Source organism: Halomonas sp. I5-271120, from assembly GCF_030553075.1.
Taxonomy (GTDB): Bacteria; Pseudomonadota; Gammaproteobacteria; order Pseudomonadales; family Halomonadaceae; genus Onishia; species Onishia taeanensis_A.
This window is the reverse complement of sequence record NZ_CP130701.1, coordinates 2,585,433-2,610,897: the sequence shown is the minus strand read 5'-3', so window position 1 is coordinate 2,610,897 and position 25,465 is coordinate 2,585,433. Positions and strand designations below refer to the sequence as shown.

Here is a 25,465-nt window from a genome sequence, read left to right as displayed (position 1 = left end):
ACCGCTCGCCCGGCGATGGTGCCTACTCGGCGGCCCACTCGGCCCCTGGCGACCTCAGGCCGGCGTCTCGCGCAGCTCGCGACGCAGCACCTTGCCGACGTTGGTCTTGGGCAGTTCATCGCGAAACTCGACGAAGCGCGGCACCTTGTAGGCGGAAAGCTGCGTGCGGCAGTAGGCGCGCACCGCCTCGGCATCGAGATCCGGGTTGCGGCTGACCACGAACAGCTTGATCGCCTCGCCGCTGTTGGCGTCTTCGATGCCCACCGCCGCCGCCTCGACCACATCCTGATGGCCGGTCACCACATCCTCGATCTCATTGGGATACACATTGAAGCCCGAGACGATGATCATGTCCTTCTTGCGATCGACGATGCGAATGTAGCCGTCATCCTGCAATACAGCGATGTCGCCGGTGCGGATCCAGCCCTCGTCATCCAGGGTATTGGCGGTTTCCTCCGGCAGATTCCAGTAGCCCTTCATTACCTGGGGCCCCTTGACGCAAAGCTCGCCGGGCTCGCCCAGCGGCAAAATCTCGCCATCGGCATCGAGGACGCGTACTGAGGTGCCGGCCACCGGCTTGCCGATACTGCCAAGCTGAATGGCATCGACCGGATTGAAGGAGACGATCGGCGAGGTCTCGGTCATGCCGTAGCCCTCGGCGATGGCACAGCCGGTGAGGCTCTCCCAGCGCTCCGCCGCAACCCGGGTCAGCGCCATGCCGCCGGAGATGGTCAGCTTGAGCGGTGTAAAATCCAGCGCCTTGAAGTCATCACGCTGGCACAGCGCATTGAACAGGGTATTGAGGCCGATGAAGCCGGTGAAGCGGGTCTTCTCAAGCAGCTTGACGAAGCCGTCCAGATCACGGGGATTGGTAATCAGCACCGAATGATTGCCGGTCTCGACCATGAACAGGCAGTTAACCGTAAACGTATAGATGTGATAGACCGGCAGCGGCGCGATGATCGTCTCGGCGCCATCTTCAAGCGCCGGACCAATGGCCGCCCGCGCCTGAAGCATGTTGGCGATCAGGTTGCGGTGAGTGAGCATGGTGCCCTTGGCGCGGCCGGTGGTCCCCCCGGTGTATTGCAGGGCGGCGATATCCTCAGGGCAGCGCGCCACGTCCTCGTGTTCGAGTCGCCGTCCCTGCGTCAGCGCCGAGCGAAAGCTCACCGCCGTGGGCAGCGCATAGTGTGGCACCAGTTTCTTGACGTACTTGACCACCGTGTTGATCAGCAGCCGCTTGGCTACGCCGTGCAGGTCGCCAAGCTCGGTGACCAGCACATGGTCAATGTCGGTCTTGTCGAGCACTCGCTCCAGCTTGTCGGCCATATTGGCCAGAATCAGGATCGCCTTGGCGCCCGAGTCCTTGAACTGATGGGCCATCTCTCGCTCGGTATAGAGCGGGTTGGTGTTGACCACCACCAGACCGGCGCGCAGGGCGCCGAACACCGCCACCGGAAACTGCAGCACGTTGGGGAGCTGGATGGCGATGCGGTCCCCAGGCTCCAGGCCCGTCTTGTGCTGTAACCAGGCGGCGAAATCGCCCGACAACCGGTCCAGGTCGGCATAGGTCAGGGTCTGACCCATGCAGCTAAAGGCCGGCTTATCGGCGAAGCGCTCAACCGAGCCGTGGAAGACATCCATCACCGAGGTGTAGTCGTCGAGCCCCTCGAGGGCCGGGCCGGTGAGGGTCGCTGCACTGGCATGCTCGCTCATGGGCGGATCTCCGCAAACGCGCCGACACGACCGACGCACTGATCATTGTTGATGGAAGGCTGTTGATGAAAGGCCTCCACTTGGCAACCGAACCACCCGTTCAAACGAACGATTGAAACAGGTGTTAAACATCAATCAGACGTTGCCACTAATGAAGCAATGACGCCATGCCACTTTCGTCATTAGACCTCGCCAATCATCTCCTGGTACCCGCCCTTGATGGCGGTTGAGGAAGCTGTTCAGAACGGCGCTTTATGATGACGTTTCGTCAGTTTCTATTAGCCAGTCTCTTTGGTCAGTCTTGTTAGTAAGGCTCTCTAGTCAGATGCTTTCGTCAGATTCTGGCAGGAAGCGCGCCAGTATCTCGCCGTCGTGCCAGACCAGAAGTTCCCCAGGGACCATCCGCACCCAGTCCTCGTTATCGGTCAGGGGCTCGGTCGCCAGCACCGAGACGACGTCATGCTCGGTGGTATGCTCGGCGAAGTTCACGTTCAGCTCGGCATCCGACAGGTTGGCCTCACCAAAGGGCGCGCGGCGTGTGATATGAGCCAGCTTGGTCGAACAGAAGCTATAGAGGTGAACGCCGTCGGAAAGCAGCAAATTGAAAACGCCCTTACCGCGCAGGCGCTCGCAGCAGCGATGTAGCAGTGCCCAAAGCGCCTGAGGGTCTTCGGGCGGTTCGGGAAAGTGACGACGCAGCTCGCCCATCAGGTAGCAGAAGGCGTGCTCGCTGTCGGTGCTGCCCACTGGCTGACAGACGCCCAGTGGCAGGTCCTGCCAACTCTCGAGCTGCCCGTTATGGGCATAGCACCAGGGGCGCCCCCACATCTCGCGAGTGAAGGGATGCGTGTTGGCCAGGCGCACCTGACCGACATTGGCCTGGCGAATGTGGCTGATCACGATATGCGACTTGATGGGATAGTCGCGGATCAGCCGGGCAATGGGTGAATCCACCGAGGGGTGCGGGTCGCGGAACTCGCGATAGCCGCCTTCCTCGTAGAAGGCGATGCCCCAGCCGTCGCGATGGGGCCCGGTGCCTCCTCCACGATGCAAAAACCCCGCGAAGCTGAAGCAGATATCGGTGGGCACATTGGCGCTCATCCCGAGCAGTTCACACATGCGAATCCTCACTGCGACGCGACGAGTCTGATTGAGAGGTGTGTTGAGACGAATGCCGAGACGCTTGACGCATACGGCGTCTGCGAGCGTTAAGCCCCCACAGCATCAACAGCAGCAATACGGCGGCAAGCGCCGCCCAGACAAGCCGTGACCGGGGCTGTTCTTCAAGATCACGCATCAGCCGTTTGGCCTGGCCGGGCAGCGCATTGATGGTCTCCACCACCCGGTCGGCGGCAGCGTCCTTGTCGAAAGCATCTGCCCCGGACACGTTCGCCGCGTCATCCGGCATCGACGGCAGATCGCGGCTGACCAGCTCGGCCCTGTCCAGACGTGCTTCGTCGAGCAGGATGCGACCATCGGGATTGAGCAGCAGACGCGGCAGTTGAAGCTCCCGCGACTCACCGCCCAGATCCACCTCGGCCTCGATCTGCAGCGGCACTCCGACGTCAGCCGGAAGTTCGGGCAAGTTCACACGCCAGCGACGCTCGTCAAAGACCTCGACAGGCAGCGTCTCGCCCTGCAGGGTAGCGCTTAAGCGGGTGTTGGCGGCATTAAGCTCCGGGTGCTCGGCCTCGAACCACACTTGGCCGTCCTCTCGGTGGGTGCTGATAGCAGGCAGCACATTGACCGCCTGGACCCGCTGGCGATGGGCGCGCTCGCCCTCGACATCAATGACCAGACGCGCATTGCCGGTCAAGGACGGGGCGGGCAGCACACCACTGAACCGCTCGCTTTCAGGCGTCGACTGCGTCAGCGGACTGGCGACCATGACCGACCCATCGAGGGCCTGAAGCTCGACCGTGACCCGCATGTCATCACGTCGGCTGGCCTCCAGAGGAGTGCCGTCCTCCCTGGCGAGCCAGGCTTCCAGCGGCAGGTCGAAGCCCTGATAGAGGGTCGCGGGCAATTTAGTGGTATGCAGCACCAGCGGTGACACCACGCTGACGCGACTGTCCTGCTCCAGGTCACCTTCGATCCGCCACTCGCCCTCTTCAGGCGAGGGCACGGTGATCAGGTCGAAGCGCGGCTGGCGCTGCCAACTGGCGCCTGACGGCAGATTCTCGGGCGTGTAACGACGGCCATCGGGGCCAACGAGCACCGAGGGGGCCGCATCCGGATCGTGGAACAGCAGTGCCGAGAAGGTCTCCACCTCAGGATCGATAGGGAAGCGGTTGTCGCTGAGCGGTACCTGGTCGGTCGGGAAGATGCGCTCGAAGATATCGAGAAAGCCCCGCAGCAGGTCTTCCGGGGTCTGAGCGAGAGCAGCCAGCCCCTGACTCGACTGAGCCAGACGCTCGACCAGCGCCAGGTCTGCCTGTGGCGAGAAGGCGATGGCGTGGATGGTGACGCCCCGCTGGGCAAGCGCGGGGGCGAGCTCATCGAGCAGCGTCTGGCGCGAGCGGGCATCCCGGGCAGACTTATTGCCACCGGCCGGGTCCAGGTCGATCACGCCGTCGGTGAGCAGTATCAGATGCCGCTCGCCGCCGGGCTCCTCACTGGCCTGACGAATAGCCGCTTCGATATCGGTGTATTGCTGGTAGTCGACCAGCCGGGGCGCCAGGGAACGTGCCTGCTCGCGCCAGCGGCGATCTACCGGCCCAACGGGGAGCGGGTTCTCGACGCGCTCGCCGAAGGTCCAGAGCCCCCCCCGGGAGCCTTCGGGGAGCAGCGAGGCTATAAGCTCCAGGGCGCTAGCGCTCAACCGTTCGGGGTCGTTGTCTTGCATGCTGCCGGAGACATCGAAGATTACCCGCACGTCTGCTGCGACGTCCGCCTGGCGCTTGTCGTTCTGTGATTCGACGTCCTCTGTCACCTGCTGGGCAAAAACGCTGGTCGACCACAGCAGACAACCCAGCACGGCACCGAACATGACGCGCATAGGTACTTCCCCTTAACCGATGACCGGCTCCTGGCGTTCATGGCTTGAAGCTTCCGGCTTTTCGGCGGCACGGGCCTTTGGCGCCGGTGGACGGCGCAGCAGGCGCCAGACCCCGAGCCCCAGCAAGGCACCCAGCGCGGCACCCACGACCAGTAGCAGCGAGGCCCCGGCCATGGCACCGCCCTTCCCTTGCAGCACGGCTACCGCGGCCACGACCACTGCCGGTGCGATGCCGGAATGCGCCTCGGCCTGATCCAGCGTCGTCAGTGCATAACTGGCCGGCATCCAGATGATACCGGCCACCAGCCCGGTGATGACCCATCGGGGCAGCCGGGGCAGGAAGCGAATTCCCAGGTGGCCAGTCACCAGTACAACCAGCGACAATAGGCCATAGATCAGCCACAGTTGTGGCAGCGAATTGGACAACAGCATCATTTCTCTCCAGGCGTACGCCCCTTGGCGCACGCATCCTCTATTGATCGCACATATGGTACACCGCACCCAATGAAAGCACAGCCGTCTGCCTCGCCCATCGACCGTTTCCACCGCCCGGACGACCCCGACTGGCACTGGCTGGAAAACCGCGACGATGCTTCCGTTAACGACTTCCTCGAAGCCGCCAACGCCGAAAGCAGCGCCTGGTTCGCGCCACTGGAGTCGGAAGTCGAAGCGCTCTACCAGGGCCACCTGGCCCGCCGCGAACTGGCCGTCACCGGCCTGCCGGCGCCGTTGGATCATTATACCTACTGGAGCGAGACCGCCGCCGATGCCGACTACCCTCGCTGGTGGCGCCACCCGCTCGACGCGCCGTCCAAGCGGGAATGCTTCCTCGACTTTGAGGCGCGCGCCACCTCACTCGACTTCCTCGAAGTCGGCGACATGGCCCTGTCGCCCAACGAAGCCTGGCTGGCCTGGACCGAAGACACCAGCGGCGACGAGATGTTCACGCTCTATCTCAAGTCACTGCCCGACGGCGAACCTCAGCTATTGCTTGAAGGCATAGGTCCCGAACTGTGCTGGGCTGAGGATGATCGCACGCTGCTGTTTACCCGCTATGACGACATTCATCGCCCGGAGAGCATCTGGCGGCTGGACACGGCGGCGCCTGAGCAGGAAGCACAGCTGATCCTGCGCGAAGACGATCCTGAGTTCTGGCTGGGCATTGGCAAGACGCGTTCGCGCACCTGGCTCGTGCTGGAGAGTGCTTCCAAGGACACCAGCGAATGCTACCTGCTGCCGGCCCAGCTGCCGGATAGCACGCCACAGTGTTTCCGAGCGCGGGAAGCCGGCGTCGAATACGCGATCGAGCATCGCCCCGGTCATTTTTACGTCCTCAACAACCGCGAGGCACCGCATTTCCGACTGGATGTGTGCCCGGAAAACGACCGCGACACCTGGCAGCCGCTGATTGCCCATCGCGATGATCAGACCCTCGAGGGCATCGACGCCTTTGGCTGGGGGCTGGTGATCACTGAACGCGATCATGACAAGGCTCAGGTGTATCTGCGGGTGCTCGAGCTGGATACCCAACACGGTATCCAGCGCGACGAGCGCCTGCCGCTGCCCGAAGAACCCTGCAGCCTGGCTCTGGGGGATACCCCGCACTTCAACGAGCGCCGGCTACTGCTGCGCGAAGAATCCTTCACCCTGCCGATTCGCTGGCTCAGCCACGACCTGGACACCGGGGAGCGCAAGTTGCTCAAGGAGCAGCCGGTGCATGGCAGTCTGCGCCCGTCGCAGTTGATGTGTCGGCGAGTGTGGGCCGAGGCCCACGATGGCGAACGGGTCCCGGTGTCCATCGTTGCCCGCGCTGATCGTCTCGGTCAGGCTCCGATGCCGACCCTGCTCTACGGTTACGGCGCCTACGGAGAAGTGCTCGACCCATGGTTCTCGGTCGCCCGGCTTGAACTGTTGGAACGGGGCATCGCCTTCGCCGTCGCTCATGTGCGTGGCGGCGGCGACCGAGGCGAACCCTGGTACCTGGCCGGAAAGCTCGAACACAAGGAAAACAGCTTCCGAGACTTCCTGGCCGCCCGTGACAGGCTGGTCGAGATGGGGCTGAGCGAGGCGGATAGGGTCGTGGCCTATGGAGCCAGTGCCGGCGGGCTGCTGGTAGGGGCAAGCCTCAACCTTGACCCGGAAGCCTTCTGCGCTGCGGTGCTCGATGTCCCCTTCGTGGATGTGCTACGCACCATGGAAAACCCGGACCTACCCTTGACTATCGCCGAGTACACGGAATGGGGCAATCCGGGAGACCCGGCGGTACGTCAGCGCCTCAAAGACTATTCACCGCTGGACAACCTCCAGGCGCAGCCCTACCCAAGTGTCTTCCTGCAAGGCAGCTGGCATGATGCCCGGGTGCCCTACTGGGAGCCCGCCAAGCTCTACGCCCGATTGCGGGAACTGGATAGCGCCCGTGGCCCCATCATCTTGCGCACCGACATGGGAGCAGGCCATGGCGGTGCTTCCGGCCGCTTCAAGGCCTGGCGCGACAACGCCCGCCAGGATGCCTATGTTCTCTGGGCCCTAGGGCTGGCCGAGCTGGCCTGACGCCTGCTTCCGCTCATGACAAGGCCTCGTCCGGCTTTCACCGGACGAGGCCTCTTTTTTGACACTGGTCGCTTTACGCTAACGGAACAGTCGGCGAAAACGGCCTAGCGCGATCAACCACCCGCGCCGGAACCCGTGCCGCCGGCACCGCCGCCGCTACCTCCGCTACCGCCATTACCACCGGCACCGCTACCGCCAGCACCGCTGCCGGCACCACCATCAGCGCCACCGCCGGAACCACCATCAGCGCCACCGCCGGAACCACCACCAGCGCCACCGCCGGAACCACCACCAGCGCCACCGCCGGAACCACCACCAGCGCCACCGCCGGAACCACCACCAGCGCCGCCGCCGGAACCACCACCAGCGCCGCCGCCGGAACCACCACCAGCGCCGCCGCCGGAACCACCACCAGCGCCGCCGCCGCCGGAACCACCGCCAGCGCCGCCGTCAGAACCACCACCAGCGCCGCCGTCAGAACCACCACCAGCGCCGCCGTCAGAACCACCACCAGCGCCGCCGTCAGAACCACCACCACCGCCGCCATTACCAGGATCGGTCGGACCAGTGGGATCGGTCGGATCAGTGGGGTCGGTCGGATCGGTTGGACCAGTCGGGTCGGTCGGATCGGTTGGTTCAGGCGCGCCCGGAGGAGGCGTAATCGCCGCTACCTGGAAGAAAAAGCCATCACAACCTTCCTCGACTCCACCGCCACAGCCACCACCGCCGCCTGCCGCCGGAGCTTCGAGGTCGTCGATTAATGCATCCAGCTCCGCATCCGTCAGCGTGTTATTGCCAATACCTTGCATCTGATCCGGTGGTAACGGACTAGCGAAGTTATTTTCCGGTGACGATTGCGCCAAGGCGCCTGTCGATGACAAACAACCGATTGCCACCGCCAGGGCCGTCAACTTGAACATGTTCATTGCCTGCCCCCTTGCTGCTGCCCCTTGCCTGACGCATCGCCTGTCGGCCTGCGCAAAACATTTTGTTACACACCTCCATAGCATGGTTACCTGCCACCTCCTTCACCATCGGAAAAGGGAATGGTTCTTCAGCATCAGGTTCTGCAATGAAAACGTTCAGGTCAGCGCTAGGATGGTCATGCTCGGGGGTAGGGAACGACTAACCGTCGATAGGCAGGATCGCGATGATGTGGTCTTCAAATGCCTCTTCAGGCACATCTTTCTGCGACACGGCGAAGCTGGCCACGCTGATACCCTTGCGATGAACTCGGGCGGGATCGCCGGAAATCAGCGGATGCCAGCCGGCCAGTTTACGACCTTCATGAAGGCGCCGGTAGGCACAGGAGTGCGGCAGCCAGCGAAAATCGTCGACCCGCGCCGCTGTCAACTGGGTACAGTCAGGCACGCGGGCAAAGCGGTTCTCGTAATCGCCGCAGCGGCAGGACGCAATATCGAGCAGTTCGCAGGCCACATTGAGAACGGCCACATCGCCACTGTCTTCATCTTCGATCTTGAGCAGACAGCACTGCCCGCAGCCGTCGCACAGCGCCTCCCATTCTTCGTCGCTCAGCTCTTCAAGGGGGTAGCGCTCCCAGAAACGCTCTCGCATGGGGACTCCTTGGTGCGCAACGAGGCGCAAATGAGGACGGAACGACGAATCGTCAATAGCTCGGCCGCGTCGGGGTGCGATAGAGGTCCAGCAGATACGCCTCCTTGGCCGGCGGCATCTGCAGATAGAACCCCTTTTCATCGATGGCAGCCATCACGTCCGCGGCCTTGGCACGAGACAGGCGTTTTTCGGCCGTGAGGATCATGGTCAGCACCGGCTCTGGCTTGCCAAAGTGCTCAAGCAGAGCGTCAGGCAGGTCCTGCATGCCGTTGCGCTTGTCGACGTAGAGATACATCTCGTCCTGACGTGAGCTTTTAAAAATCTCACACAGCAGCTTGCGATCGGTTGCATCACTCATGGGCGTTTACCTGATTGAGCGCGGCGGCCAGGTCATCAGACAGGCACTGGCCACGCCAGCCGTTGGGCAGAACCAAGGGGCGGTCGAGCAGATTGGCCGCCACCAGCGACTCGAGGTCACGACGCCGCATTAGCACCTCAGGTGCGATCCCCAAACGCTCGGCCTGACCGGTCACCACTTGCTTGAGGGCCTTGAAGCGCTTCTTGAAGGGGCCCGTGAGCGGCGACGGCAGGGCTTCGGCAAGCTCGGCTTCATCGCAATGGCGCGCCTCGCGCACCAGCGCCAGCAGGGTATCGCCCTCGCGCTTTATCACGCCGGGTTTCAGGCCTTCGACCTGGGCCAAGCCATGCCGATCCTTGGGCATGCGCTCGGCCACCGCGTAAAGCAGCTTGTCGCTGACCAGCCAGCCACGAGGCAGGTTGCGTGCCCGGGCTTCGCCTTCTCGCCAGGTCGTCAGGCGCCGATAGGCCTCGATTTGTGGTCGCTCGAGGCGCCACAGCTGGCGATGGCGCAGGTACCACTGACTGTCGGCATCAAGGCTGCGCCCGGCTTGACCAACGATGGCGGCACAATCGGCCTCGAGCCAGTCGAGGCGCCCCAGGGCCTCGAGGGCCGCCCTCTGCGCCTGCCAGACCTCAAGAAGATAGATCACATCGAGAGCCGCATAGCGGCACTGAGAATCGGACAGCGGGCGCTCCAGCCAGTCGGAACGGGTTTCGTCCTTGGGCAGGATATGCCCGGTCCAGTGCTCCACCAGCCGCTGGTAGCCCATCGCCGGGTCTTCGCTAAGCAGCGACTGCGCCACCTGCGTATCGACCAGCGGCCAGATGCTGACACCGGCCCAGCCGCCCAGCACCTCGAGATCCTCACTGCTGGCATGCAACAGCTTGAGCGGCCCCTCGGACAACAAGGCTTTAAGGGCGGGAGTGGCGGCGACAGCCTGGGGGTCGACCAGGTAGGCCGTTTCGCCGGCGCACAGCTGAACCAGGGCAGGCACAGGGAAAAAGGTCGACTCACGAAAGAACTCGGTATCCAGCGCCAGCGTGTCGGCGCTGGCGAGTGCCTCGCAGGCCTCATCGAGGGCCTTGGGCGTATCGATCCAACGGATATCGAGATCGCGATTTTCGGGTGCCAGAGATTCGGGTGCCAGGGACATAGCGTTTCCAATTAGTACTGCAGACGTCGACTCACTCACCGGTAAAAGGCAGGCGACCATTGAAGGCGCGGCTCAGGGTGCCGCCGTCGACATATTCCAGCTCGCCGCCCATGGGAACCCCATAGGCCAGGCGCGACAGACGAATCTGGCGGCCGGTGAGCTGAGTGGCGATGTAATGTGCCGTGGCTTCGCCTTCCACGGTGGGGTTGGTCGCCAGAATCACTTCGTCGACGCCATCTTCAGCGAGGCGCACTTCGAGTTGATCGAGGCCGATGTCGTCCGGGCCAATGCCATCGAGAGGCGAAAGGTGGCCGTGCAGCACGAAATACTGGCCGCGATAGCCACCGGCCTCCTCGATGGCCAGCATGTCCGCCGGCGACTCCACCACGCATAGCAGCCGCTCATCGCGGCGGGTGCTGCGACAAAGCCCGCATATCTCCTCTTCGGTCAGAGTGCGGCAGCGCTGGCAGTAGCCGACCTCGGCCAACGCCTCAGCCAGCACGCTCGCCAGGCGCTCTCCGCCTTCCCGTTCGCGTTCGAGCAGATGCAGCGCCATTCGCTGGGCGGTCTTGGGCCCGACCCCCGGCAGCACGCGTAGCGATTCCAGCAATCGGTCGACGAGGGGCGAGAAACTCATCAGAACGGCATCTTGAAGCCAGGCGGCAGGTCCAGGCCAGCGGTGGCCTCTTCCATCTGAGCCTTGGAAGCCGCCTCGACCTTGCGGACCGCATCATTGACCGCGGCAGCCAGCAGATCCTCGAGGAGTTCCTTGTCCTCTTCCATGATGCTCGGGTCGATCTCGACCTTGCTGACATCATGGCGGCCGTTCATGGTGACCTTGATCATGCCAGCGCCGGCTTCGCCCAGAACCTCGGCCTTGGCGGCCTCCTCCTGGACACGCTGCATTTTCTCCTGCATTTCCTGAGCCTGCTTCATCAGGTTGCCCATGCCACCTTTCATCATGGTGAGATTCCTCTTGAGTCGTTGAGTCGTGAACCAGCGGCGTCAGGCCGAATCGTGGTTCTGGCGCGGTTCGACGCTGTCTTCCACCAGGCGGGCACCAAAGGCCGACTGGAGTTTCTGAATATGCGGGTCAGCCCTGAGGGCTTCAACCGCCACCGCATGACGCTCGGCGTTGATTCGTTCGGACTGGCCTCGGGGCGTTTCCACAGCCTCGGGAATCTCGCCCACCTCGATGCTCACCGCCCGCTTCACGCCGACACCCGCAAGAGCCTTCTGGATGCGCGTGACGTGAACCTCGGCATTCATGGCCGCCTGGGACGGCGCAAGGCGCAACACCAGAGCCCGGCCATCGTCACGTTCGACCACGCAATGGGCCGCCAGGTTGCGTGTCAGGCCCCCAAGCCCCAGCTGTTCGAAGAGACCAAGCCAGGCGGCCTGGTCAAGAATAGCGTCTGTATCGGCCGCCGCCTGCGCATTCGCCGGGGCCGGCGGCGTTTCGGCTTCGATGGAAGGCACAGCGTCCGACGGTGCTTCAGCCGCCGCTGCGGGTGCGGTATCGGGCACCATAGAGGGTGCGGTATCGGGCGCCATGGAGGGTGCAGTGGCTGCGGGCGCGGTATCGGGCGCCATTGAGGGCGCATCCGATGCCGGCTCGGGAACATGAGATGGCTGAGCGCTGGCCTCCAGAGGCGCAGGGGCTGCGTCCATGTCGCTTTGCTCGAAGCCGTTGTCGGAGCGGTTTCCAGGACTATCCTCAGGCATACGCTCAGGGTCATGCCCAGAACCATGCTCAGGGTCATGCCCAGAACCATGCCCAGAGCTATCCTCGCCCCCCTCCATAGCTGACTCAGCAGGCGTCTCCGGCGTGCTCGTCATGTCATCCGGCAGTGCCTCCCAGGGGGGCGGCTGCTCACTGGCGGGCCGCGGATCCGCCGGCGCCGTGGGCTCGGCTGTTTCGGGCGTTGGCTGAGAGGCCGGCGCTGGCGAGGGCGACGACTTGCGCTGATCATCATTGGGAGCAGAGCCGGCAACCGGTCCGGAAGCCGTCCCCTGGGGTGACGCCTCCGGGGCCGGCTGCGGCGTCTGCTCGGGGGCTTGCCCAGGGGGCTTACCAGCAGTCTGCTCCGGGACGGCGTCGCCGGTCATCGGCAGAGGTGTCTGGGCCGGTTTGGGGACGCCCTGGGGGCGGAAGGCCAGCATGCGCAGCAGCGTCATCTCCAGCGCAGTGCGCGGCTCTGGCGCCTGATCCATGTCACCGCGGCCCTGCAGGCCGATCTGGTAATAGAGTTGCACATCCTCGGCGGTGAAGCGCGAGGCCAGCGTCAGCAGAACCTCACGGTCGCCGTGGCCGTTATCCAGGGCGCCGGGCACCATCTGCGCCACCGCCAGACGATGCAGCACGCCGAGCAGGTCATCGAGCACGCCAGCGAAGTCAGGCCCCTGCTCGGCCAACGATGCCACTTCACTGAGTACCCGCGCCGCATCTACCTCAGCCAGCGCTTCGAGCAGCGTCAGCACATGACGCTGGTCGAGGGTACCCAGCATGGCAGCGACATCGGCCTGGCGCACTTGGCCCTGGCCGAAGGCAATCGCCTGATCGGTCAGACTCATGGCATCACGCATCGAGCCATCGGCCGCCTTGCCAAGCAGCCACAGGGCGCTTTCGTCGAAGGGCACGTCTTCGACCTCGAGCACTCGGCTCAAGTGCTCGACGATGCGCTCCGGCGGCATGTTCTTGAGGGTGAACTGCAAACAGCGCGACAGCACCGTAACCGGCAGCTTCTGCGGATCGGTAGTGGCGAGCAGGAACTTCACATGCGGCGGCGGCTCTTCCAGGGTCTTGAGCAGCGCATTGAAACTGTGGGTCGAGAGCATGTGTACCTCATCGATGAGGTACACCTTATAGCGGCCCTGGGTGGGCGCGTACTGAACGTTGTCGAGCAGTTCGCGGGTATCTTCGACCTTGGTGCGCGAGGCGGCATCGACCTCGATCAGGTCAACGAAGCGCCCATCGTCGATGGCTCGACAGTTCTCGCAATGCCCGCAGGGCGTCGAGGTGACGCCGCTATCATCGTCGCCATTGGCAGTGCAGTTCAGGCATTTGGCGAGAATGCGGGCCAGAGTGGTCTTGCCGACACCGCGCGTCCCGGTGAACAGATAGGCATGGTGCAAGCGCCCCTGATCCAGGGCGTTGACCAGCGCGCGCTGCACGTGCTCCTGCCCCACCAGCTCATGGAAGGTGCGGGGGCGCCATTTGCGGGCCAATACCTGATAGCTCATGCAGCGCGAGATCCTTTCATCGAAACTTTCATCGAAACTTTCATGGAAATTAGACGACGCCGTTCAACGCACGACGCACGGTCAGACGCAGTGCCTGAACCGGACAGGTATTCTAGCTGCTGGAGCGCATCGCCGAAAGGCAAGGGAGGGAGACCACAAGGAGGCGGAGATTTCGACCCCTGAAATGGAGGCGGCCCCGACAGCCACATCCCGGCACACGCATCCATCACTACCGTTGCTCCCTTCCGGGCCTGGCGGGGTTTGCGATTTAGCGTTGCGGGAGGACCGACGGGGCCACCATAACGACTCGACTGCTTGCCAAACGATAGTCATATCCAAGGCTGCCCGGTTGATTCACCGGCGCATCGAGCGGGGCGCACTATAACAGCGGCTTAGAGGGTCCGCAAGACCGGATGACCGGCTCTGGGCTCAGGCCAGACGCCTTCTTTCTAGTCTAGGCTTATAGGTGTAGCTTGGGCGTTACCTACAAGACTTCACACCAACAGGAAGAGAACCAATGCAAAAGGATTCCAACAAGGGCTATATCGCGCTGCTGGGCTGGAGCCTGAGCGCCTTAGAGGCCGCCGAAAGCTTCGATCGCCGCTACGTGGTCGTGGCGCCGGATTGGGCCGAGGACTATTGCGAAAAGCACGATATTCCCTACGTGTCATGGAACTTCGAGCGTCTCAATGATCGTTCCATGGAGATCGCCGAGACTCTGAAAGGCATGGGCGTCGACGTCGCCATCCCCCTGTTCGAGGAAACCGTGGAGTGGGCCGGTGCGATCAACTCCGTGCTGCTCGACAGCCCGCGCCTCTACGGCCAGTCGCTGCTGCTGCGCGACAAGGCGCTGATGAAGCGTCGCGCTCAGCTGGGCGGCATCCGCGTGGGCATCTTCGAGGAAGCGCACGACAAGGAAGACGTCATCCGCTTCCTGAAGCGCGTCAACCAGACGCTGCTCAAGCTCGACGGCGACCCCAATGACCCGATCCACCTCAAGGCCTTCGACAAGGCCGGCTGCCTGGGGCATCGCGTGATCCGCACCCCGGATGAGGTCGATACGATTCCCGACGAGGAATTCCCGGTGCTGATGGAGTCGCACCTGGACGGCTGGGAATTCGCGGTGGAAGCCTGGATTCACAACGGCAAGATCGTCTTCCTCAACATTTCCGAATACGTAACGCTTGGCTACTCGGTGTTCGTGCCGGCCTCTCCGGAGCTCGAGAAGTACCGCCCGCAGATTACCGCGCAGATCGAGAAGCTGATCAAGGCCTTCGATATCGAGTTCGGCCTGATCCATCCCGAGTACTTCGTCACCAACGATGGCGAGATGTACTTCGGCGAAGTTGCCTATCGTCCGCCGGGCTTCAAAGTCTTCGAACTGCTCGAACGTGTCTACGGCTTCAACGCCTACCAGGCCTCGATGCTGGTCTTCGACCCCAAGACCACCGAAGAAGAGGTCAAGGCCTTCTTCCCGAAGGAAGTGGTCGATGCCGACGGCTTTGCCGGCTGCTTCGGCGTCTATCCGCGCCGCCGCGTGGTCAGCAAGCTGGAGATCCCCGAAGAGGTCGAAGACCATCCGTACTTCGAGTCCCACGAGCTGACCGCTCCCATGGAAGAGACCGTCACCAAGCGTACCGCCTTCGGCACGCACTGGGGCCTGATCTACTTCAAGGGCGACGAAGCTCAGCGCATGAAGGATCTTCTCAAGCACCTGGAAGATCTTGATTTCTATGTCTGATGTAGGGCGTCATAGAAAGCATGAAAGCCTGATGACAAGGAGTCTGCGTGACAACGCCACGAGACACGACACCCCAAAGTGAAGCGTTGGAGGCCAGCGAGAAACTCGCTGGCCTTTTGAAGAAATTCGACGACGCCATCACTTTACTCAGCAACGCGCGCGACTTCGCCAAGCCGAGCAAACTGCCACGAGTGCTTGATACCGCCCGACGGGTCATGCTGCAAGAGGGCGGCTGCGCGGCCATCGAGCAGCGCGGCCGCGTCCTTGAAGAAGCCGGGATATTCCTGGGTTCCGACTGGGAAACGCCTCAGCACCTGGTTCCGTCACTCACCACCCATGCGCTGACAAGCGCCGACCCCAACATGGTGGTGATCGAGTCGCTAAGCGAACTACGGCTCCTGGCCGTGGCCAAGGGTGATTATATTCACCCGCTCATTTCTCTGGAGCAGGCGCACCACTACCTGACCCAGACCATGGCGATCAACCTTCGGCTGCTGTTTGGTGATCCCACCGAGGCCGAACGCGAAACCCAGGGCCGACTGGCCGAGGTTCCGCGCCACCTGTTCCGCTATCTGTCCGAACGCATCGGTTATGAGCACATCATCGATCATCTGATCGAGGAAATCTGGCGGATCCTGGAGCAGCGTCCCATCCAGGTAGAATCCGTCAAGCAGATGATCACGCAGATCGCCCTCTGCCAGGCCAATCCCGATATCGACCTTGGGGGCAGCGGCCAGGGCGCCGACCGCCTGGTCAGCTCGCTGTTCGGTCCCACCCGAGCCTCTCGCGAAGACCCGGGGGTCGATGTCTATCGTGAGCGGCTATCCAGCATGGACACCGCCGCTCTCCAGGGTGAGGCCACCGGCTTTGCGCGCTCCATGCACGACACGGGTCTGGTCTCCGCCTACCATCCGATACTGCTGCGTCACCTGCTGGACTACAGTGACCACCTGCTAGCAGAGGCCATGGGGCTCTCCTCTACCGGACGAGACTGCCTGCTTTGCTATCACGAACTGGTCCACGCGCTGATCCGTGGCGGTGTCTATCCGGAAACATCCCAGGCGATCTACGGCCTGGCCCTGACCCTTGAGCGCGGTATCTTCTACCAGCCCCCCGTGGCGCCCGCCATGTGGCGCCAACTGGGGCTGCCGCTCTCTGACTGGTCCGAGGCCCGCCTGAACCTGGCCTTTGGGGAAACCGTCTCGCCCAAGGCAAGGCTACTGGAAGGCGTGCTGTGCATGCTCGGCCTGCCGCTGGGCGTTGGCCAGGGCAACAACCCGACCTGCCAGTCAGCGCGCGCCCTATCGATGTGGGCTTACAACGACCCTGACTACCTGCTGCAGATGGTGGCCTGGGGCGCACGCGATGACGATATCATCATGCACTTTGAGGGCATGCCGCTGTCTTCCATGGCAAGCCTCTCCGGCATCGCCCAGACACTGCCCACCGACCTGGACCCGGTCTCCCTGATCGTGGTGCCGCACCTCGACCGCATCTATGCGGAGATGGGACGGCGCTGCATCGGCCGCGAAGGCGATCCGCACCGCTGGGTCAACCCGGAATTCCATGGCTGGTGGTCAGGCCGAGGCTTTCGCATCAATGTCGATGTAGCGACCGGGCAGCTGACGGAATTGGACGATTTCCTGCGCCACTTCTATGCAAGCTATCACCCCTACTACAACGGCAATCAGCCGCTGATCCACCCGCAGCCGGCCGGCATCGCCGTGACCGACACCGCGGCCCGTTTCATCGGCTGGCATGCGATCACCATTCTGCGCGCCAACCTCGACCCCAATGACGTGATGCGGGTCTATTTCTTCAACCCCAATAACGACAGCGGTCAGGACTGGGGCGACGGCATCAAGGTCAGCACGGCAGACCACGGCGAGCGCTTCGGCGAGTCCTCGCTGCCCTTCGAGCAGTTCGTGTCGCGCCTGTATATCTACCACTATGATCCGCTGGAGCGCGGTGAGCTGGCCAAGATCACCCAGGAAGAAATCGACCGGGTGACCGGCTACATCCATCGCAGCTGGGGTAAGGATCGCATCCCCGAGGGTGAGCTACAGGCGAGCAGCGGACAGACGCCGCCAGAGGGCTAAACCGGCGCATCTACCCCGCCACTGTCCCTTACATTCTCATCTCTACACTCTCACCATCAGACGGCCTGCGGGATTCTCTCCCGCAGGCCGTCCTGCGTATAATCCCACTCCACACGTTCCGCTCTTTCGGCCAGAGGCTCCATGATCCGACTCGACCAGCTGCTCGTCGCCCAGGGCCTGGCACGCTCCCGCTCACGCGCCCAGCGCCTGATCCGCCATGGTCGGGTCAGCCTGGCAGGCCACCCGCCACTGACCAAGCCTTCGGAAAAGCTGCCGGAAGACAGTCCGTTGACGGTCGCCGATGACCCCGAGGAGCGCTACGCCTCGCGGGCCGGGCTCAAGCTCGAAGCCTTGCTCGAGGCCCGTGGCATGCGCCTTGACGGCAGGGTGGTACTGGATGTGGGCCAGTCGACAGGCGGGTTCACCGATTGTGCGCTGCGCTTCGGCGCGGCTCATGTCATCGGCGTTGAGGTCGGCCACAATCAGCTCGACCCGGGGCTTCGCGATGACCCGCGAGTCAGCTGTCTGGAAGGTCTCAATGCCCGTGCCATGGCCGACTCTCCCGAATTGCGCAAGACCCTGGCAGAGCATGCACCCGGCGGGCTGTCGCTTGCCGTCATGGATGTGTCCTTCATTTCCCAGACCCTGATCCTGCCCCAGCTGAGCCAGCTGCTGTCGACAGGCGCCGAGCTGCTGTCGCTGGTCAAGCCGCAGTTCGAGGTCGGTCCCGGCAAGGTCAACGAGCGGGGCATCGTGACCGATGACGCCCTGCTGACAGGCGTCGAGTCGCGTATTCGCGCCTGCTGTTCAGAACAGGGTTTCACGGTGCTTGGCTGGCAAGAAAGCCCGATCAAAGGCGGCGACGGCAACCGCGAATTTCTGCTGCACGGCCGTCGTGACTGAGCGGCGCTAGTCATCTTCGCCTGGCGCCTGGCCTTCGAGACCAGCCCTCTTGTCGCCCGCTCTCTTGTCGCCAGCCCGCCTACCCCCCGTCCTCTTGCCATCATCTGCCTTTCCGCTATTTGGTGTGTCGCCCTGTCGCGTGTCATCCGCCCTATTGGCGGGCGCGCCCTCGTTCCCATCCCGCTTGTCGGCTTGCGCCTCGCGGACGGGCGGCGCCCCCCATTCGATGGGACCACCCTTGGCATCATGCAGGCGTACATCGAGCTGGTTGAAGGCGATTTCGACACCGTGCTCCTGAAAACGGGACGCGATCTCGACGTTGATTTCATCCGCCGCATACAGCCGATCGATCAATGAATTGACGAAGATGCGCAATTCGAAATCCAGGGTACTGGCCCCGTATTGCAGGAAGAACACCTGCGGCTCAGGGTCCTTGAGCACCCGCGCATTGCCCTTGGCCGCCTCGCGCAGCAGCCGATGCACCAGCGCTAGATCCGAGCCATAGGCCACACCATAGGTGAGCACCACGCGGGTGATGTTGTCCGATAGCGACCAGTTGATCAGCTGATCGGTGACAAAGGTCTTGTTGGGAATGATGATCTCCTTGCGATCAAAATCCGTGACGGTGGTGGCGCGGATCCGAATGCGACTGACGGTACCATGCAGGTTGCCAAGGGTGATGGTGTCGCCGATGCGCACCGGCCGTTCGAAGAGAATGATCAGCCCCGAAATGAAGTTGGCGAATATTTCCTGCAACCCGAACCCCAGGCCCACGCCCAGCGCGGCGACCAGCCACTGCAACTTGTCCCAGGTCACCCCGAGGGTTCCCAGCGCCATCACCACCCCACTCCCGGCGATCACATAAGACAGCAACGAGGTGATGGCATAGGCACTACCCTGCTTGAGTGCCAGCCGCGACAGCACCATCACCTCAAGCAGACCCGGCAGGTTCCGCGCCAGCATCATCGTCAGGGCCACCGTCGCCAGGGCGATGAAGACGTCCGCCACGCTGACCCCGGCAGCAACACCGCTTTCTCCACCGGTGCCCGCATCCCCGGCCCACACCGCCACCCGGTTCAGGTAGCCCAGCACGGTTAGCAGGTCTGCCCATATCAGATACAGCAGCAGCGCCAATCCCAGCACCAGGATGAGTTTGGATAGACGCAGCGACTGCTGGTTGACCTGATTCATGTCCAGCGGGGGTTCCTCGACGACTTCCATTCCGCTTCCCGACTCCTCGCGCTTCAGCGCCCGGCGACGAGCCAAAGCACGGCGATACGCCAGGCGTCGCGCCGCCACCGCCAACCCCCGCACCACAGAGGCTTCGACCACGATCCACACCCCCAGCAGATAGAGCGTGATCACATAACGCGAGACCAGACTCAGGGCCGTGTATTCATAGCCCAGCACGATCAGGCCAATCAGCAGCAGCGGGACGGCAGCCAGCGCCAGGCCGACCAGCAGGCGCAGCAGCAGAATGCCGAAAAACGGCATGTGGGCGGCGATCAGCTTGCTCTGCACCACCGCCATGCCGGCGAGGCCTACCAGCATTAACAGCAGGGCCAGCGGGTAATGGGCCAGGGCCACTTCCCCGCCGCGGGCCACGCTTGAGATCATCAGCACCGGCACCAGCGACACGCCCAGCCAGAGCAGCAGCCTGGATAGCCGTATCGCGTAGGCCGGCGGCCACAGAAAATGACGCATCGCCACCCCGTCGCGCACCAGCAGCCGCCTCGCCCAGGCGATGCTGCCCCAGGCCAGCGCCAACTGAATCAGCGCCATCCCTAGCCGCGTCATCATCCCCTCTTCACCGGCCAACAGTGCCAGCCCCAGCGACGCCAGCAGAAGCGGACCGGGGCTTGCCAGCAGCGCATTGAGCGCTATCGCCCGCGGGGTAAGGGCCTGGGTGTCATACTTGAGATGCCCAATCTTGTCGTTGAGCAGCACCAAGTGGCGCTTGATCGGTGGACGCAACAGGAAGAGAGCGACGGCGATCAATAGCGGCAACAGCCCCACCAGGCTCCCAAGCCCAGGCCACTGCAAGGGAAGCGCCGAGCGCCAAGCACCCTGCCCCCAGGTTTCGACCAGCCGCGTAGGTATCTGACGCAGCCAGCCCAGATCAAGAGGACGGCTATTGGCAACCCAGAACAACTGTTCGTCGAGCGTCGCCCGCAACTGCCGGCTGAGGGCCAGCAGCTGCTGCTGATTGAGCTGCAGATCAATGGCCGCGCTCAGCTCCTCGCCATAGGCCTGTTCCACCTGATCGACCAGCTCACGCCGCGAGACATAAAGCCCCTCCAGGGCGGCGATAAGAGTGTCCGTGGGCTCGACCTTGGCCGCTGCCAGTTCCTGTCGCGCCAAGGCAGTGGTATCCCGAAGCGCCTCACGCTGACGGCCCAGCTCGAACTGCTTGAGACGCAGGTCGGCGATGTCATCCTGCAGATTACGCCGCTGCTCAACCTGCGGCAGCAGGCGTCGCTGTTCGCGCAGGATGCGTGACAGCAACAGGCTGCCGCGAATCGCGTCGATCTGCTCATTCAGGGTACGCTGCAGCTGGCGCACGCGGTCCAGCTGACGGCGCACCTCCAGCCCATCGCGGGCCAGGGTGTTGGAAAGCTCGGTGGCCTTTAAAAGCTCAAGGCTCAACTCGCGATTGACCTCTCGCGCCTGTTTGACCACCGGATGTTCGGTTTCCACCTGCGGGCTGTCCGCCGCTGCCGCCTTGATCGCCTGCTCGGATTGAACGCGTCGCTTGCGATCAAGCACCGCCTGCAGCATGGCCAGGCGAGCCTCCTGCTGGGTGATCTGCCGGTTGAGCTGATCCTGGCGCAGCTGGGCGAGCTCACGCAGGCGGGAGTTGGCATTCAGCGCACTCTGCTGATAGCGCACGGTCAGGTCCGCCAGACGCGTCTCGGCGAGTCGCTGCAGACGCTGAGGGGCATCAGCCGGCCCATCAGCCAGGTTTTCCAGGGCCTGACGACCACTCTCAAGTGTCCGCATCGCCTCGGCAATGCTCTGCTGTGCGCGCTCGGGAAGCATCTGGGTGTTGATCAGTTGGGTATTGATCTCGCTCAGACGATCCTGCTGTCTCTGCAGCGTATCCAGGGCATCCTGGAGGCGAGCGTCCAGCTCACTTGTCGCAAGCGAGTCGAGTGACTCGAGGGTCAGGTCCGGCGCGGCGGATGCATCGCCCTGGAGCGACTGTTTCAGCGTCTCGATGTCCGACGGAGCACTGGCAATCCGTTGCTCCAGCGTCGCCATCTCGGCCTGCATATTCTGCAACTTCGAAAGCGTCTGCTGAGTCGCCTGGAGCGCATCTAGATCGCGCTGCGTCGCCTCATCAAGCGTCCTACCATCCTGCGGCTCGAGGCCCTGAATGCGAGCATTCAGGGTGGCGATACTCGGCAACTCGGACGTCGAGGCGTCCTGGGCCTGCACCTGCCCGGCCAAGGCCAGCAGCAACAGCATCGCCAACCACCCGCCGATGCCGATTGACCAAGGCGCTACATGCCCTGGCATAAGGCCCTGCCTATTCACCTGCCTCACGGCATTCCCTCCGCATCCCCGCCCACCGCATATTCAGCCATATTTCCCAGCGACGCCGCCCCAGCACGCCACCAGGATAGGCGATGCCGAGCGAACTCCTTCCTGTCAGTGTCGACCGCGACGACGATCGCAACAACTCTACGCGACCGCGACAGATCGCCGCCGCCCAGTCAGTGAGGAAGCCTTTGCGAAAGTCATTGAGAAAGTCATTGAGAAAGTCATTGAGAAAGTCATTGAAAAAGTCATTGAAAAAGCCTGTGAGAAATCGAGAACGATTGACTTGGCCTGACGGCATGGTAGAAACAGGGCTTGATAGGCGACCGACAGGAATCAGAACATGGCCATGCCCAAGCCACTCACGGCGATCGCCCTGGCCTTGTGTGTAAACGCACTGGCGAGCGAAGCCGTCGCACAGGACAGCGACACCGAGGGGCAAGCGACTAACCAGCCGCTGACTCAGGAAGAGATGACCGACCAGCTCGCGGCCCAGCGTGCCCTGGAAGAAGCCGAACAGCGGCGCGAACTGGAGGAGGAATCCGAGAACAACCCCTTCGCGATTACCGCCTATCGCCGTAACTATCTGTTCCCCTGGAGCTACAACACTAGCCCCAATCAGGAAGATTTCCGTTCCATCAGCGATTCGGAAGTGGGCAATGCCGAGGTCAAGTTCCAGTTCAGCGCCAAATTCAAGCTAGCCGACAATGTCTTCGTCAACAACGGCGACCTGTACTTTGCCTATACCCAGCGCAGTTGGTGGCAGGCCTACAATTCGGAGGCATCCTCGCCCTTCCGGGAAACTAACTTCGAGCCGGAGTTCTTCGTCAGTTTCGACAATGATATGTCGATGATGGGCTGGACCAACATTCAGAATCGCCTTGCGCTCAATCACCAGTCCAACGGCCGCTCGGAACCGCTATCACGCAGCTGGAACCGGCTATATTTGGAGAGCATCTTCCAGCGCGGTGACTGGGTGATCAGCGTGGCTCCCCATTGGCGCATCCCGGAGTCCGCAGAAGAAGACGATAACCCGGACATTGAGCGCTATATGGGGTATGGCGACATTACCTTTGCAAGGCGCCTGAATGACAACCACGAAGCCAGCCTGCTGGTTCGAGGCAACCCCGCCGCCGGTCACATGGGCTATCAGTTCGACTATTCGCTGCCACTCTCCAGCAGCGTACGCTGGCATATTCAGTATTATCACGGCTACGGCGAGAGCCTGGTCGACTATGACAACAGCAACCATCGCCTGAGCATCGGCTTCAGCCTCAACTCCTTCTTCACCAACACACGCTGATTCTTCACCAACATATGCTGAACATCAGCGAGGGCACCCCGGGCAAGCATGGCAAAGGATGCTGTCCGCGGGCCCGGGCTGCTATGCTGAACACGTTTCCCACCCGTCAAAGGAAGACTCATATGGCAAACCGCACGCCCAACATCGATACCAGCACCGACCAGCTCAAGAGCGACCTTGAGCACCTGACCCAGACGCTCGAGGAGCTGGTAAACGCCACTGCAGATGATTCACGCAGTAATATCAAGGAGATGCGCGAGCGTGCCGAGCAACGCCTCAAGGATACTCGCGCTCACCTCGAGGCCCGCGGCGAACGGCTCTACAACGATGCCCGCGACAATGTTCGCGAGCAGGCCGATGCTTGCGACAAATATGTCCACGATAACCCCTGGACCAGCATCGGCATCGGTGCCGGCGTCGGCGTCGTGATCGGCATGCTGATCGGGCGGCGCTGATGGCTCAGAGCCAGGGACCGGCAGAACGCGTATTCGAGGCCACCCGGCGACTGATCGGCAGCCTGCTTGCCACTGGCGAGACGCGTCTGCGCCTCGCCGTGGTGGAGCTCGAAGAGGAGAAGGCCCGCCTGATCACCCTGCTGCTGCTGGCAGGCGTCAGCTTCCTGCTGCTGCTGTTGGGCATGGCAGTGCTGACCCTGCTGGTGGTGGTGGTGTTCTGGGACAGCTATCGGCTGGAAGCCATCGCTGCCTGCGCACTGGCCCTGCTGGGCAGTGGCCTGGCCATGGCGCTATGGGTGCGTCGCCTCGCCAGACGCCCGACTCTTCTCAAGAGTACGCTCAAGCACCTCGCCACCGACCGCGAACTCATGAACGCGGAGCGACAGCATGCCCACGCCGACCACTAATGCCGTTGCCCGCAAAAGCACCGACACGGCCAGCCTAGCCGCGCGCAAGGCGCTTCTTGAAGCCCGCATCGAGCAGCAGCGTATCGATGTGCTGGTCAATGCCGAACACTGGCGACACGCCACTCAGGGCATCGACGCGTTCTATCATGCCGTGCTGCGCTGGAAGGCACCGCTGTATGGCATTGCCGGGATAATCGCTTGGCGCAGCCTGCGCCGCCCGAAAGGGGTCAGGCGACTCGCCGGGCGTGCCTTCGGCCTCGCCATGACGGCAAGGCGCCTTCGCCGCATCATCAAGTAACTGCCCCTGCCGCCTGCGCGACAGGCCGCGTGCCTGATCGCCTGGTGCATGCCCCGGCCAAGCGCCTGATAGGGCCGCGCTGTCAGACGCTTGCTATCAGGACCTTGGTTTTAGGACCTTGGTTTCAGGACCTAGTTTTTAGGACCTTGCCACCTTCCAGAAACGCCGATAGCGGCGGCAAAAAGCCTTGGCTGATTCGGCATACAGCAAGCCACCGAGCCTTCGGGCCTCGTCACGCAAGGTGAGCTGACGGCGCGACGCACGCCACTCCAGCTCCGCCACTGCCCCCTCCTCGATGCCATCCAGGCTCAGCAGCTCTGCCCGCAGCATCGTGAGGTCGTGTTCGTCGCCCAGTCGTTCAGCCAGCGACTTGAGGTCCTTGGCACGGGCACGCATGGCCGCCGGCCAGAGCGAGTGCAGCAGGCGCACGTGATACCAGTGGTACTTGACCTGCTTGCGCCACTCGTGGAAATCCCCATCATCACCGCTGGCATAAGCCTGGGCGAAAGCCTTTCGTCCCTGGCCATAGACCTTCTTCAAGCCGCCGGCGATGGCCTTGAAGCCCTTGTCCGTCAGCCGCCACCCCGGCAACCGCTCGCGCATCGCCTCGAGTTCCGAGCGAGCCGACGCCAGGTGCTGCGCGGTGTTATCCCCTTTCGTGTCAGGCCCCGCCCCTGCGAGCAGCTGGTCCCGCGCGGCGACCAGCGCTTCGCGTACGGGGGCAAGCTGCTGGGCCTTGTCGTCCAGAACGTCCGGAGGCACCAGGGTATCGAAGGTGTCGATGCACACCTGAGCATCCCGAGACCCAGACAGGGCATTCGCTGCATCGCGCAAGGCAGCGTTTTCCAGGCGATACATGTCGGCGGGCATGGCGTCGCGCATCAGGCGCAGCAGGCCACGCAGCATCTTCATCCGCTTGCGGACCTGATGAACATGATCGGCAAGCCGCGGATCGCTTGGCGCGATTGCCAGCTCAGCCAGGGCCTTGCGCAGTTGGCGATCGACGATCCTCGTCAGGTTGGCCTGCATGGCCCGGTTCAGTCGTAGCGCAAACGCCATGGCGTTCCCCCCTCTGAGATCTGCACGATGAGGCAAGAGCGACCCGGTATGTCTGGCGTCAGTT

At 63.0% G+C, this 25,465-nt stretch carries 21 protein-coding genes and 1 other RNA gene; 8 read left to right on the top strand and 14 right to left on the bottom strand.

What is annotated here, in order from left to right:
* Positions 1-54: 54 nt before the first annotated feature.
* The 4 genes from Q2K57_RS11610 to Q2K57_RS11595 all read right to left on the bottom strand — a co-directional run bounded on the left by Q2K57_RS11610 (position 55) and on the right by Q2K57_RS11595 (position 5,149).
* The gene (locus tag Q2K57_RS11610; RefSeq protein WP_304525149.1) at positions 55-1,716 is read right to left on the bottom strand and encodes an AMP-binding protein; all 1,662 of its coding nucleotides are present in this window, start codon (positions 1,714-1,716) and stop codon (positions 55-57) included.
* Between the two features lie 321 nt (positions 1,717-2,037).
* Positions 2,038-2,835, bottom strand: a complete 798-nt coding sequence (locus Q2K57_RS11605; RefSeq protein WP_112053535.1) for a class II glutamine amidotransferase — start codon at positions 2,833-2,835, stop codon at positions 2,038-2,040.
* The gene (locus Q2K57_RS11600) at positions 2,828-4,714 is read right to left on the bottom strand and encodes a VWA domain-containing protein (RefSeq protein WP_304525148.1); all 1,887 of its coding nucleotides are present in this window, start codon (positions 4,712-4,714) and stop codon (positions 2,828-2,830) included. Before Q2K57_RS11600 ends, Q2K57_RS11605 begins: the two co-directional genes overlap by 8 nt.
* Positions 4,715-4,726: 12 nt before the next feature.
* The gene (locus tag Q2K57_RS11595; RefSeq protein WP_220086222.1) at positions 4,727-5,149 is read right to left on the bottom strand and encodes a hypothetical protein; all 423 of its coding nucleotides are present in this window, start codon (positions 5,147-5,149) and stop codon (positions 4,727-4,729) included.
* 69 nt (positions 5,150-5,218) lie between these two features.
* On the opposite strand from Q2K57_RS11595, the gene Q2K57_RS11590 reads away from it, so the two are divergent.
* Entirely contained in the window at positions 5,219-7,264 is a 2,046-nt protein-coding gene (locus tag Q2K57_RS11590) for a S9 family peptidase (protein ID WP_304525147.1), read from the top strand.
* Between the two features lie 73 nt (positions 7,265-7,337).
* Here Q2K57_RS11590 and Q2K57_RS11585 read toward each other — a convergent pair whose 3' ends face one another.
* From Q2K57_RS11585 to ffs, 8 genes are all read right to left on the bottom strand, one after another.
* Positions 7,338-7,811: a hypothetical protein gene (locus tag Q2K57_RS11585; RefSeq protein WP_304525146.1), complete on the bottom strand. Its 474-nt coding sequence runs from the start codon at positions 7,809-7,811 to the stop codon at positions 7,338-7,340.
* A 578-nt stretch (positions 7,812-8,389) separates the two neighbouring features.
* Complete coding sequence (locus Q2K57_RS11580; protein WP_304525145.1) at positions 8,390-8,839, bottom strand: YcgN family cysteine cluster protein; 450 nt, start codon at positions 8,837-8,839, stop codon at positions 8,390-8,392.
* Between the two features lie 52 nt (positions 8,840-8,891).
* A complete protein-coding gene (locus Q2K57_RS11575) occupies positions 8,892-9,197 on the bottom strand; it encodes a YcgL domain-containing protein (RefSeq protein WP_304525144.1) in 306 nt (101 codons plus the stop codon).
* The gene (rnd, locus tag Q2K57_RS11570; protein ID WP_258395916.1) at positions 9,190-10,353 is read right to left on the bottom strand and encodes a ribonuclease D; all 1,164 of its coding nucleotides are present in this window, start codon (positions 10,351-10,353) and stop codon (positions 9,190-9,192) included. The genes Q2K57_RS11575 and rnd overlap by 8 nt, the downstream gene beginning before the upstream one ends.
* 31 nt (positions 10,354-10,384) lie before the next feature.
* Positions 10,385-10,990 (bottom strand): recombination mediator RecR, encoded by a 606-nt coding sequence (gene recR, locus Q2K57_RS11565; RefSeq protein WP_112053542.1) that lies wholly within the window; start codon positions 10,988-10,990, stop codon positions 10,385-10,387.
* Positions 10,990-11,316, bottom strand: a complete 327-nt coding sequence (locus Q2K57_RS11560; RefSeq protein WP_112053543.1) for a YbaB/EbfC family nucleoid-associated protein — start codon at positions 11,314-11,316, stop codon at positions 10,990-10,992. Before Q2K57_RS11560 ends, recR begins: the two co-directional genes overlap by 1 nt.
* Positions 11,317-11,358: 42 nt before the next feature.
* Positions 11,359-13,596 (bottom strand): DNA polymerase III subunit gamma/tau, encoded by a 2,238-nt coding sequence (gene dnaX / locus Q2K57_RS11555; RefSeq protein WP_304525143.1) that lies wholly within the window; start codon positions 13,594-13,596, stop codon positions 11,359-11,361.
* Positions 13,597-13,790: 194 nt separating this feature from the next.
* An RNA gene (gene ffs, locus Q2K57_RS11550) (signal recognition particle sRNA small type) lies at positions 13,791-13,887 on the bottom strand.
* Positions 13,888-14,113: 226 nt separating this feature from the next.
* On the opposite strand from ffs, the gene Q2K57_RS11545 reads away from it, so the two are divergent.
* From Q2K57_RS11545 to Q2K57_RS11535, 3 genes are all read left to right on the top strand, one after another.
* On the top strand, positions 14,114-15,337 hold the full coding sequence (locus Q2K57_RS11545; protein ID WP_304525142.1) for an acetyl-CoA carboxylase biotin carboxylase subunit family protein: 1,224 nt from the start codon (positions 14,114-14,116) through the stop codon (positions 15,335-15,337).
* Between the two features lie 47 nt (positions 15,338-15,384).
* A complete protein-coding gene (locus Q2K57_RS11540; protein ID WP_304525141.1) occupies positions 15,385-17,436 on the top strand; it encodes a hypothetical protein in 2,052 nt (683 codons plus the stop codon).
* A 141-nt stretch (positions 17,437-17,577) separates the two neighbouring features.
* On the top strand, positions 17,578-18,339 hold the full coding sequence (locus Q2K57_RS11535) for a TlyA family RNA methyltransferase (protein WP_304525140.1): 762 nt from the start codon (positions 17,578-17,580) through the stop codon (positions 18,337-18,339).
* 6 nt (positions 18,340-18,345) lie between these two features.
* On the opposite strand, the gene mscK is transcribed toward Q2K57_RS11535, so the two are convergent.
* Complete coding sequence (mscK, locus tag Q2K57_RS11530; RefSeq protein ID WP_304525139.1) at positions 18,346-21,858, bottom strand: mechanosensitive channel MscK; 3,513 nt, start codon at positions 21,856-21,858, stop codon at positions 18,346-18,348.
* A 364-nt stretch (positions 21,859-22,222) separates the two neighbouring features.
* On the opposite strand from mscK, the gene Q2K57_RS11525 reads away from it, so the two are divergent.
* The 4 genes from Q2K57_RS11525 (at position 22,223) to Q2K57_RS11510 (ending at position 24,342) form a co-directional block, all read left to right on the top strand.
* Positions 22,223-23,182 carry a phospholipase A gene (locus tag Q2K57_RS11525; RefSeq protein ID WP_304525138.1) on the top strand — a complete coding sequence of 320 codons (960 nt, stop codon included), beginning with the start codon at positions 22,223-22,225 and terminating at the stop codon, positions 23,180-23,182.
* A 122-nt stretch (positions 23,183-23,304) separates the two neighbouring features.
* Positions 23,305-23,637: a YqjD family protein gene (locus Q2K57_RS11520; protein WP_304525137.1), complete on the top strand. Its 333-nt coding sequence runs from the start codon at positions 23,305-23,307 to the stop codon at positions 23,635-23,637.
* Positions 23,637-24,044, top strand: coding sequence for a phage holin family protein (locus Q2K57_RS11515; RefSeq protein ID WP_304525136.1), 408 nt, complete (start codon positions 23,637-23,639; stop codon positions 24,042-24,044). The genes Q2K57_RS11520 and Q2K57_RS11515 overlap by 1 nt, the downstream gene beginning before the upstream one ends.
* On the top strand, positions 24,025-24,342 hold the full coding sequence (locus Q2K57_RS11510) for a YqjK family protein (RefSeq protein ID WP_304525135.1): 318 nt from the start codon (positions 24,025-24,027) through the stop codon (positions 24,340-24,342). Before Q2K57_RS11515 ends, Q2K57_RS11510 begins: the two co-directional genes overlap by 20 nt.
* 138 nt (positions 24,343-24,480) lie before the next feature.
* On the opposite strand, the gene Q2K57_RS11505 is transcribed toward Q2K57_RS11510, so the two are convergent.
* Positions 24,481-25,401 (bottom strand): CHAD domain-containing protein, encoded by a 921-nt coding sequence (locus Q2K57_RS11505; protein WP_304525134.1) that lies wholly within the window; start codon positions 25,399-25,401, stop codon positions 24,481-24,483.
* Between the last annotated feature and the right edge of the window lie 64 nt (positions 25,402-25,465).